Below are 11952 nucleotides of genomic sequence, written 5' to 3'. Positions count from 1 at the left end.
GTTAAAACTGCTCTGACAAAGGTATAAAAATGAATTATTACAGCCAAATCAAAATAAATGATTTTATCAAACCCCTAAAACCAAAAGAGGTTGGTGCAGGATGCTACCAACCTCGGAGTGATTTTAAAAGAAAGTCAAAATCACTAGAAAAAACATAGTGCAAATATAAACTAAATGAATAATATTTCCAAATAATATAAAGAAGAAAACGACCTCTTTAACATTGTAATCGCACACAACGAAAAAACTAGTACAATATAGAAAGGATTAAAAGCAGAAAACGAAAAAGAAAATCGGGCTTATTCATGGTGAACAAGCCCGATGTTATATGTGAAAATAAGATCTTTACTTTTTATAATTTTCTAAACCCTTATCGAGGAAGTCGAGATAAGCAGGTATATCTTCCTTATAAGAATAGCTGCCATTCAAAGGTTTACCCATATTATCCAATGGAACATAGAAAGGTTGAGCAAGATAACCAAACTTAGATTCCTCTAAATGGCTCCACTTATCGCCAATAGTACGCAAGGTGCGTTCGGTACCATCTGTACGTTTCACCTTAATAGGCTCCTTTAATGGAGTTTTATCATCTACATACAGAGAAATCAAGATGTAATCCTTCATAAGCTTATCGGCTACCCGTTTATCACTCCATACAGAAGCTTCCATCTTACGACAGTTTACACAGCCAAAGCCAGTAAAGTCGATCAAAACAGGCTTACCTGTAGCAGCCGCAGCACGCATACCCTCTTCATAATCGGTATAAGCTGCATGTACTGTTGTTGGAGCTAGGTTAAAGTCTTGTGTATTCATAGGAGGTGCGAAAGCACTAACAGCCTTACATGGAGCACCCCAAAGACCTGGAATCATATAAATAGTAAATGCTAGGGATACCAAACCAAGCATAATAGCAGGCACTGGCATTGGCTTACCATCAACATCATCGTGTGGAAACTTGAATATACCGATGAGATACAAACCAAGTAAACCGAAGATAGCAATCCAAAGTGATAGGAATACCTCACGATCGAGTAAATGCCAACCATAAGCAAGATCGGCTACGGAGAAGAACTTGAGGGCAAATGCCAATTCAATAAAGCCAAGCACTACCTTGATCATATTCATCCAAGAACCCGATTTTGGTGCTTGCTTGAGCCATGTTGGGAACAATGCAAAGAGCGTGAAAGGTAAGGCTAAAGCTAGTGCAAAACCAAACATACCTACAGCAGGAGCAATATAGTCGCCACTCGTAACAGCTTGCACCAACAATAAGCCTACTACAGGAGCTGTACAAGAGAAACTAACAAGTGATAAGGTAAATGCCATCAAGAAAATAGACAACAAGCCCGTCGTTGCTGAGGCCTTATTATCAACAGCATTACCCCACTTAGAAGGCAAAGCCAATTCGAACCAACCAAAGAAGCTAAAGGCAAACACAAGCAACATCAAGAAGAAGAAGATGTTGAAAGGTGCATTGGTAGCCAAGGCATTCAAACGTTGAGGGCCAAAGATAGCTGTAATAAGCAAAGCTAAACCCATATAGATAACAATAATCGAAATACCATAAGTAATAGCATCGCGAATACCTTTCTTACGATCGTCTTTCGCACGCTTCAAGAAGAAGCTAACGGTCATTGGAATGATAGGCCATACACATGGAGTAAGCAATGCTACTAATCCACCCACAATACCCATCAAGAAAATATACCAAAGCGACTGACCTTGACTGCCAGTCGTTTCATTAAAAGCTTTAAGCTCTTTTATAATTGGAGTCCACCACTGTGCTTCCACATCCTTCGATAACGCAGGGGCAGCAATAGGAGCAACTACAGAGTCGCCTGCTACCACCGCTTTTGCCATAGTATCTGTAGCAGCAACTGCAGGCAAAGCATCTAATGCGCTTTCGACTGTTTTGCCCTCACCAGCAGTTGTTTCCGCTACTGTTTCCTTTGCGGTAGGAGCTGTAGCTGGACCATTACCTTTATAATCAAACTCAACATCAGTAGGAGGCATACATTGCTCATCATCGCAAGAGCCATACTCTAGGAACCCCTTGATATGATAAGTTTTACCCGTAATTTTATATTTTTGAATGAAAGTTACTTTGTTTTCAAAATAACGTAACTTCATACTGAATACTGGATCGAACACATTTTTCTCTTGCCCACTAGCAATAAGCTTGCCTATAGGTTCGGCACCAACCGCTTTTTCGGTAGTAACTGTAGCGGAAATAGGACCATCAGCAGGTAAACCTGTAGAGTAAACATGCCAACCTTTATCTATAGTTGCTGAAAAAATAACATCCACCTCAGTAGGAGACACCTGCTTTTGCTGAACACTAAAATGTACTGGTTGCCCTTGAGCAAAACCGAGAACAGAGACAAACAGCATCACAAGCAATGATAGAATTTTAGTTGTCTTCATATTATCTAGTATAATGATTTTTGTTTGTGCAAAGATACTAAAAATATAATAAGAGGAGGAAGAGGAAATCTGTTAATAAAAAAAAATAGATTTAGATATAACGATTTGATATATTCATCTGACTATATGATCAGTACATTTGTGTTCTTTCACTCATATTTTTTTTACGATTGGTGATATATAATAAAATCATTTTTCTCCCTATGAAGCAACTTAAACTACTTACCATTATTATTTCCTACTCTCTTTATTCCCAGGTATAGTACGCATAGTTATAAAGATAGCTACAACTACTATTAGTAGGTTGAAGAAAATAGCGATCATAGCACCCCCTCTTATCATCACATTTTCTTGACGACCCATCCATACTAGAAAAGTATCAAGAAAGTTGATTTTATTACTAGACATGCTAATTCCCATAAAGAGACCTGTTGAAATAGCCACTCCAATCGCAGCTCCAAGCGACGATGCCATCTTGAAGATACCAGAACCTACACCAGCATCGCTATTGTCTAAATCACTTAATGCCACATCAGTAATAGGGGTCGCAAAGAGTGCGAGACCCAATCCAAAGAAAGTCATGGATATGATAACGAGTACTTTGTATTGATGAGCCATAATGTGGGTAGGTAAAAGCAAAAGAGTAGCTATCATAACAAGTGATAGTCCCAACAGAATAGGAAAACGTTTACCACACTTCCGCATAATGACTTCACCTACGCGAATAAAGCTGACGAGTGCAATGCCATAGCCTAGTGTAAGCATACCTGCGGAACTCTCGTCAACTTGTGCCCCTTGTTGTATCAGCATCATAGCAATGATGAGTAAACCTGCCATACTATTCATACAGAAGTTCACAATGGTTGCACCACTGAATTTCTTACTCTTAAACAGTTGGAGGTCAATAAGGGCTTCCTTGCCACGTTTATTCTCTATACGATAGAATAGAGATATGCATACCAAGAAGATAACAGCTAGTAAGATAGTAGTAAGGCTTAGCCAACCCCATGCACCCCCGTTGGTTATGATAATCATCAGCGAAACGAGCATCAATACTAAGATAAAGGATCCTAGATAATCAAACTTTGAAGGCGTGTTACTGGCTGGCTTTGGATCTTGAGGAAGATCACGTAAAAGGAAAACACCCAAGGTAGCTGTCAATGCGCAAAAAATGAAGATCCAACGCCAACCTTCAAAAAGTCCACTATTAAGATATTTAGAAATTAGTCCGCCAACGAAGGAGGCAAAGGCACCCCCACCCCATGTACCCATTGACCAAAGACTAATGGCACGTTGCTGTCTGTGCCCTTGCCAATATCGCTTAATCAAAGCCAAGCTAGTAGGCATGATAGCAGCACCAGAGACTCCCATAAGGATACGCCCTAAGATAAGCAGTGGTCCTGCTATACCCGAGAGAGGGACAACAGCAATAATGATTGATCCAACAATGCTGAGATAATAACCAATACGCAACACACGAGTATGTCCAAGTATATCGCCCAAACGTCCAATGACAACAATAAACATACCACAGACCATCGCCATAATTGAAACTGCAAAATTGAGCGTAGAACTATCCAAGTGTAGGCTTTTGCCCATTACGAGATTAACGTTTAGCATGCTTTGCGCAAAAAGCCAAAAGCCCAAAAGTCCGCAGATCATGCCGACTAAAATTTTATCATTACCTTCAAATTGTACGGTTGTAGAAATTACCGATGAGGATTGCTTTGATTTGTCCAAGGTATTCATATAATAAATAGTTGTAAGTTAGTAATAATTGTGCGACCATTACTTTAAATATTGTTCATTATGTTGCAAATATAATATTTTTACTCATAAATAAGACAAAATACTTGATATATTCATCTAATTTTAACTAAATTACCTAAAGCGAAGATTTATATTCAACTCTTTCACCTTATATATACCCCTATTCTATTTTGAAAAATAAGTTATTTGTACAGAAGCTGTAACTATAAATATGTTGTATGTATTTTTCAAAATTGCTTATCAGCAAAGAAAAATGAGAAGCTATATATCTAGTAGTTAAAACAACAAAAGTAAAAGATTACCTTTTACAATCGCAAACATAAAATAATCCCTATTTCTCACAAAGAAAAATAGGGATATTTGTTATAGAGTAGATCTCGCATTTGGTTTTAAGTGGCTTAACTTCTAACGTGTCTGCGAGCTGTAACTCGTTTAATATTTCTTATTTTTATACCAAAGTATTAATCACCTCTTCACGACTCTGTGAAAGGTAGTCGATTACAGGGATTTCAGGCATGGTATAGCATCCTGGAGCTAGACGCATAGCGGCACGAGCACAGTTTACAAGAACCTGTGCTGTAAGTGCTGGGTTATTGATGCTCATATTGAACTCGAAACGCTGGTTCTGAGTTTTTCCACTCACGCCCTTGCGTACCATGTGCACACCGTGTCCCATGTCCTTAACATCATCAACGTTAGCTACAGCGAAAACGTGAGTTTCATCACTTGCAAAATATGGATCGGCCTTGATGAGCTTAGTTACCTCTTCAAGTTTAGCACCTTCTTCAAGTTCTACATATACCATACGACGGTGAATGCCTTCGCCTAATGGGATAGTTACTGAAAGAGCTTCCTTAACACCTTCCTTGCCACGTACACAAACAGAGTGTCCCATTGACATACCAGGACCGAAGTTGGTATATGACAATCCCTTTGGAGCAAGACCTTCGAGAAGCACACGCACTACAGAGTCAGACCCTGGATCCCAACCTGCAGCAATAACGCTTACCTTACCAGCTTTCTTACAGTTTTCCATCTGTGCGGTGCGATATTCCAGGATACCTGTGTGAATATCATACGAGTCGACGGTATGAATACCTAATGCAACTATCTTCTCTGCATACTCTGGACAACTACGAGTTGGAGCTGCTAGGATAGCTACATCAACATCCTTTAACTTTGTAATATCATCAACAACTGCGTATGGAGTAAGCTCTAAAGGTTTGTCTTTATCTCCTTGACGGCGTACAATGCCTGCTATCTCAAAATCGTTACTTGCTTCTAATGCCTCTACGGTAAACTGACCAATATTACCATAGCCTACAACTGCTGCTCTAATTTTCTTCATAATCTTTTTACTTTAAAAACTAATATCTTATTATCTTTGCTGCAAAAGTACATCAAAAAAGATATATTTCAATACTTTTCTCAAATTATCACCTTGCTAACCTACTGAAAAAAAGTTAAAATAAATTGAGATTGCGGTATAGAATGTGTCATAAATGTAAGAAGCATAAAAAAGATGATAGAAGAAAAAGACTTTGCCAATATAGCACCTACTATTCGCCAAGCAGCTTTTGCGGCTAGCATAGCTGCTGGAGCAACAGAGTCGGACGCCGAGGATGTAGCACAAGAAGTGCTAATACGTTTTTGGCAAATGCGAGATCATCTTGACGAGTTTCGATCGGTAACGGCTATGGCTTCGCGCATTGCACATAATGAGACACTCAACCAAAAACGACAGCGAAGGAGCGTACCATTAGAGGAGCGACAGCAGCAAATAGCTTGTAATAACTTACCTGATGTTGCGGTGGAGGAAAACGAGAACTGGCAATGGTTAGAACAAAGATTGGGAAAATTACCTACAACGGAATACACCATATTAAAGATGCGACAGGTAGAAAGGAAATCAATAAAGGAGATAGCAACGCTGCTTGATCTGAAAGAAACTTCGGTTAGCACACTGCTTTCAAAAGCTAGACACACACTATTAAACGATATTAAAAGGAGGAATAAACAATGAGTATCATATACAATAAGAATAAAATAGAGGCACTGCTTCATAAGTTCATGGAGGGACTTACCTCGATAGAGGAAGAGGAAGCTTTAGGGGCTTACTTCCGCTCGGAAGAGAATATTCCTCAAGAATGGGAAGCGTATAAGAAAATGTTTGGCTATTTCGATGATGGAATGCCAAATAGGGTAAGCGAAGAAATAATCGTACCTAAGCAAAAGAAAGACAGGCTATGGATGAAAATAGCAGCTACTGTGGTACTGGTGGTTTCGGTTGCTACAACTTTTATTATATATAATAGAGGCATAGAAAGAGAAAAAGAAACGGTAGCGATAACGGAGAGCATTAGAAAACAGGTAAAGCAGGAGATAAAAGTGGATAAACCTCTTATAATTGATGTACAGCCAAAAGCTACTGAAAACATAAAAAAGACGGCAAAAGTAGCCCAAAAAGTAAAGGAACAAAAAATAAAGGAAAAGGATTGTAAGCCTACGCTCAAAAATGTGAAATCAGTTGAAGTAGATGAAGAATTTCTCTCAAACTATGAACTGAGCGAGGAAACAAAACGTATCATAGCTCAAAATATTGCTGAAATTCAGCAAGAAGCAGAGCATGCAAAAACCGAACTTTGCATTGCACGTGCAGGAGCAATGGGCTATGTCCCTATTACAAACGAAGATGGATCTATCGAATATAAAAAAGAAAATGTAGAATCAATAAATGTTATTGAATTATGAAAAAGACTAGAATTTTTATGCTGGGGGTCGTCGTTTCTATGATGCCGTCAGTGATGCAAGCGCAAGAGCAAATACAAAAAGCTATTGATCAGTTTGTTAGCAGTAATAAAGTGTCGTCGTATGTCATTGAGCATAACGATGGTAACGACTCGCGCGACTTTATGAAAGAATACAAATTCTGTTTAGACAAACATTCGGGCAAACAGCTAGAGCGTCTTAAGAAGGCTTTCTTGAGCGATAGAAAAGGGGCTTATTTGCAAATTCAAAACAACAAGAACAGCAAGAGAACCCTTAGATCAATCGCTGGAATAAATAATCAAAACATTGAAGTAGGATCGTCGCTTTACGATAATAATATTCAGCAGTATTATATGGACACTAAAGATCCTACACGTAGATATGCCTATGCTATGGAATGGACGGAGAAAAGAAGTGGCGCTGTTGAGGGTAGACTTATTGCGGTATTATCAAAAAAGCCTGGACAGAAAAATCAAAAGCGTTCGTACATTATAAAGTTTGATGAAGCCGACTCGATATTAAATAATGCAGATTGGGACAAACTGAATAATATTGATTGGAGTAAAACGAATGTTATAACAACAGGACCTTCTGAAAACTTTCTCGCAACATTCATCAACTATCGACGACTGATTGGCAGAAGTCCCAATTCGTCGGCTACTCCTTACTACGTTAATTCGCTTTATAAAGCGTGTAAAAAGGCTCCAAAACTAGATGTCCACGAAAAAAGGATGGTAACAAAAGAGTTGGATCGTCTGTGCCAAGTGGTGAAAGATAACTTCTTAAAGGAAATGATACTCAGCGCAAAGAGATACATTAATACAAAATAATTGTTTGCTAAAATTATAATAAATCCAAAAATATTTGGCGCTTACGATATTAATATTTATCTTTGCATTAGTACAAATTAAAACAGAAACATTATGGCAAAGAAATTAGAAGTATATAAGTGTAAGGGATGCAACAATCTTGTTGAAGTATTAATCGACTCTGAAAAAGATCTATGCAGCCACCAGCGAGTTGTAGAAAACACTACAGACGCAGCAACAGAAAAGCATGTTCCTGTAGTGGAGAAGATCGAAGGCGGATACCGTGTAACAGTTGGTTCTGTAGAACATCCTATGACAGAAGAGCATTCTATCCAATGGATTGAGCTAATCACAGACAACAACGAAGTTCTACGCAAATATCTTTCTCCTTCTGAGAAGCCTGTAGCAGAATTCAAGACCGATGCTAAAAACGTTTACGCTCGCGAATATTGCAACCTACACGGCTTGTGGAGATCTAAATAAGTATTCTCACATATAAACACAAATAGCCTCTTTCTACAAAAGGAAGAGGCTATTTTCATATTTTTTCAAAAACTTCCATTGTTCTGGGTCAGCGGATTTTTCCAGTTGGTAAAGCAAAGTAGTGAACATAAAGTTCATACCTTTGCCGTATGAAATCAGCCGCATTAAAAGCAGAATTTCCCGCTTCGCTACTTCTATGGAGAGAGCGAGGATGCCATCAAGATACAAATTTGGATTACCTTGATAGCCAACTTACTGCTCTGTGATGTGTTGAAGAGGCTGCTTCGGATCCATCACCGATGCCGTTATTCAGGGAATGGGGCTTGGAATTAAAAAATCATGCTTCAACACCATAAAATAAGGGGCTGAAGCATAAGTTATAAGGAATATAAAGTTTTATCGGACAGCAATAAAATTAAATCATAAAAGTATAAGCAGGCAACACACAAAAAAAAGTCCTGAACACACAAAAAAAAAGTCCTGACTACTTTTCAGTAATCAGGACTTCTACTTGCTATAAAAAAAGGCAGCCTCCTACTCTCCCACATTGCATTGCAGTACCATCGGCGCAAACGGGCTTAACTTCTCTGTTCGGAATGGGAAGAGGTGGAACCCCGTCGCAATAACCACCTAAATAACGGTGACATATTGTAACTAATAAACTATAAGAGTAGAATACTATCTACTGTCCTAGAAATCAACAGCTCAAAGAATGAACCACTGTGCCAATAGGGAATATTACCCTAGAAAGCACCGAAGAAAGTTTCGGGCAATTAGTAGTGCTCGGCTTTGACGTCACCGTCTGTACACCTACACCCTATCAACGTCATCGTCTATGACGACCCTTATGAGGAGTTCTCATCTCGCGGAAGGCTTCGCACTTAGATGCTTTCAGCGCTTATCCATACCAGACTCAGATACCCAGCAGTGCACCTGGCGGCACAACTGGTAAACCGGAGGTCTGTCCAACACGGTCCTCTCGTACTAGTGTCAGCACCACTCAAAACTCCAACGCCCACGATAGATAGAGACCGAACTGTCTCACGACGTTCTGAACCCAGCTCGCGTGCCACTTTAATGGGCGAACAGCCCAACCCTTGGGACCTTCTCCAGCCCCAGGATGTGACGAGCCGACATCGAGGTGCCAAACCACCCCGTCGATATGAGCTCTTGGGGGGGATCAGCCTGTTATCCCCGGAGTACCTTTTATCCTTTGAGCGACGGAGTTTCCATACACATCCGCCGGATCACTATGCCCTAGTTTCCTACCTGCTCGGCATGTCTGCCTCCCAGTCAAGCACCCTTATGCCATTACACTCCATGAGGTCGGTTACCAATCGACCTGAGGGTACCTTTGGAAGCCTCCGTTACGCTTTTGGAGGCGACCACCCCAGTCAAACTACCCACCAAACAATGTCCGCACATAAAGCGCGTTAGACCTCAGACAGCCAAAGGGCCGTATTTCAAGGATGGCTCCACAAACGCTGGCGCGCCCGCTTCAAAGCCTCCGGCCTATCCTACACATCGGATGACCAAGGTCAATGCTAAGCTGTAGTAAAGGTTCACGGGGTCTTTTCGTCCCATCGCGGGTAATCGGCATCTTCACCGATACTACAATTTCACTGAGATCATGGTTGAGACAGCGTCCAGATCATTACACCATTCGTGCAGGTCGGAACTTACCCGACAAGGAATTTCGCTACCTTAGGACCGTTATAGTTACGGCCGCCGTTTACTGGGGCTTCAATTCAAACCGTCGATTTACATCTAAGCTCTCCTCTTAACCTTCCAGCACCGGGCAGGTGTCAGGCTGTATACATCATCTTTCGAGTTAGCACAGCCCTGTGTTTTTGTTAAACAGTTGCCTGGACCTATTCTCTGCGCCTCGTATAGCTAAATACGAGGACCCTTTATCCCGAAGTTACAGGGTCAATTTGCCTAGTTCCTTAACCATGAATCTCTCAACGCCTTAGTATATTCTACCCGACCACGTGTGTCCGTTTGCGGTACGAGTTGCTTAAATATTAACGCTAGCGGATTTTCTCGGGAGTATGATTACCTGTACTATCAACTTTCTCCGAAGAGAAAGTTGTACTTTCTATTCTCAGCTCAAGGTGTGGATTTGCCTGCACCTATCAATGCCTAAAATATTAAACGTCCATGTCCGTCAGGACGCGACAGTGTCACTGCTCCGTCTCCACTTCACTATATAAGCAAGTTGAGGAATATTAACCTCATCTGCCATCGCCTGCTCCGTTCGGATGAGACTTAGGACTCGACTAACCCCGGGCTGATTGGCATCGCCCGGGAAACCTCGGTCTTTCGGCGAAAGGGAATCTAACCCTTTTTATCGTTACTTATACCTACATTTGCTTTTCCATAAGCTCCAACAAACCTTACGGTCTATATTCTGCGCCGATGGAATGCTCCCCTACCGATACTTTTTATATACAATACTATCCCGCACCTTCGGTATCTGACTTAATACCCGATTATTATCCATGCACGGACCCTCGACTAGTGAGCTGTTACGCACTCTTTGAATGAATGGCTGCTTCCAAGCCAACATCCTAGCTGTCACGGGGACCACACTTCGTTAGACTAACTTAGACAGAATTTCGGGACCTTAGATGACGGTCTGGATTCTTCTCCTCTCGGGGACGGACCTTAGCACCCGCCCCCTTACTGCACTACTGCAAAACATAAGCATTCGGAGTTCGTCAGGTCGCAATAGGCGGTGAAGCCCTCTTGACCTATCGGTCGCTCTACCTCTTATGCTGATCGTAGCACGCGGCACCTAAATGCCTTTCGGGGAGTACGAGCTATCTCCAAGTTTGATTGGCCTTTCACTCCTACACTCACCTCATCCAGAAGCTTTTCAACGCTTATTGGTGCGGTCCTCCATTCGGTGTTACCCGAACTTCAACCTGGGTAAGTGTAGATCACTTGGTTTCGCGTCTACCCCATCTGACTATAACGCCCTGTTCAGGCTCGCTTTCACTATGGATGCGTGACTGAATCACTTATCCTTGCCAGACATGGTAACTCGTAGGTTCATTATGCAAAAGGCACGCCGTCACAAATTACTTTGCTCCGACCGCTTGTAGGCGCATGGTTTCAGGAACTATTTCACTCTCCTCGCGGAGTGCTTTTCACCTTTCCTTCACAGTACTCGTTCACTATCGGTCTCATGGGAGTATTTAGCCTTACCGGATGGGCCCGGCTGATTCGCGCAGAATTACACGTGTTCCGCGGTACTCAGGATACCACTATGCTAAGTCGCACTTCGAGTACAGGACTATCACCCTCTATGGTTATTCTTTCCAGAATATTCTTCTCGATTGACTTAATACAATGTCGTGGTCCTACAACCCCTATGGCGCATTGCTACGTCATAGGTTTGGGCTACTTCCCGTTCGCTCGCCACTACTAGGGAAATCATTAAATTATTTTCTCTTCCTACAGGTACTAAGATGTTTCAGTTCCCTGCGTTAGCTCTCTTACATTGCAAGAGTAACGTGTCTTCAACACGCTAGGTTGTCCCATTCGGAAATCTTCGGATCAAAGATTATTTGCATCTACCCGAAGCTTATCGCAGCTTATCACGTCCTTCATCGCCTCCATGAGCCAAGGCATCCGCCATGCGCCCTTTCTTACTTTCTTCGCTCGACTCTAATTGCTAGTAAACTAATACCGC

General features: G+C 41.3%; 7 protein-coding genes and 2 rRNA genes. 4 read left to right on the top strand and 5 right to left on the bottom strand.

Translation table 11 applies throughout. The features are described from left to right. Positions 1-345 precede the first annotated feature (345 nt). The 3 genes from PREBIDRAFT_RS00225 to PREBIDRAFT_RS00215 form a co-directional block, all read right to left on the bottom strand. Entirely contained in the window at positions 346-2424 is a 2079-nt protein-coding gene (locus tag PREBIDRAFT_RS00225; RefSeq protein ID WP_004336757.1) for a protein-disulfide reductase DsbD family protein, read from the bottom strand. Between the two features lie 231 nt (positions 2425-2655). Continuing rightward, positions 2656-4173 (bottom strand): MFS transporter, encoded by a 1518-nt coding sequence (locus PREBIDRAFT_RS00220; protein WP_004336756.1) that lies wholly within the window; start codon positions 4171-4173, stop codon positions 2656-2658. A gap of 469 nt (positions 4174-4642) precedes the next feature. After that, on the bottom strand, positions 4643-5542 hold the full coding sequence (locus PREBIDRAFT_RS00215; protein WP_004336755.1) for a diaminopimelate dehydrogenase: 900 nt from the start codon (positions 5540-5542) through the stop codon (positions 4643-4645). A 174-nt stretch (positions 5543-5716) separates the two neighbouring features. On the opposite strand from PREBIDRAFT_RS00215, the gene PREBIDRAFT_RS00210 reads away from it, so the two are divergent. From PREBIDRAFT_RS00210 to PREBIDRAFT_RS00195, 4 genes are all read left to right on the top strand, one after another. Then, positions 5717-6217, top strand: coding sequence for an RNA polymerase sigma factor (locus PREBIDRAFT_RS00210; protein WP_004336754.1), 501 nt, complete (start codon positions 5717-5719; stop codon positions 6215-6217). Further along, positions 6214-6945, top strand: a complete 732-nt coding sequence (locus PREBIDRAFT_RS00205) for a hypothetical protein (RefSeq protein ID WP_004336753.1) — start codon at positions 6214-6216, stop codon at positions 6943-6945. The genes PREBIDRAFT_RS00210 and PREBIDRAFT_RS00205 overlap by 4 nt, the downstream gene beginning before the upstream one ends. Next, positions 6942-7793: a hypothetical protein gene (locus PREBIDRAFT_RS00200; protein ID WP_004338873.1), complete on the top strand. Its 852-nt coding sequence runs from the start codon at positions 6942-6944 to the stop codon at positions 7791-7793. The genes PREBIDRAFT_RS00205 and PREBIDRAFT_RS00200 overlap by 4 nt, the downstream gene beginning before the upstream one ends. 93 nt (positions 7794-7886) lie before the next feature. Beyond that, positions 7887-8255, top strand: coding sequence for a desulfoferrodoxin family protein (locus tag PREBIDRAFT_RS00195; RefSeq protein ID WP_004336751.1), 369 nt, complete (start codon positions 7887-7889; stop codon positions 8253-8255). Positions 8256-8776: 521 nt separating this feature from the next. On the opposite strand, the gene rrf is transcribed toward PREBIDRAFT_RS00195, so the two are convergent. After that, positions 8777-8889 (bottom strand): 5S ribosomal RNA (gene rrf, locus PREBIDRAFT_RS00190). Positions 8890-9009: 120 nt separating this feature from the next. Then, positions 9010-11918, bottom strand: a 23S ribosomal RNA gene (locus PREBIDRAFT_RS00185). Positions 11919-11952 lie beyond the last annotated feature (34 nt).

Source organism: Prevotella bivia DSM 20514 (assembly GCF_000262545.1).
Classification (GTDB): domain Bacteria; phylum Bacteroidota; class Bacteroidia; order Bacteroidales; family Bacteroidaceae; genus Prevotella; species Prevotella bivia.
This window is presented reverse-complemented; position numbering and strand designations above follow the sequence as displayed.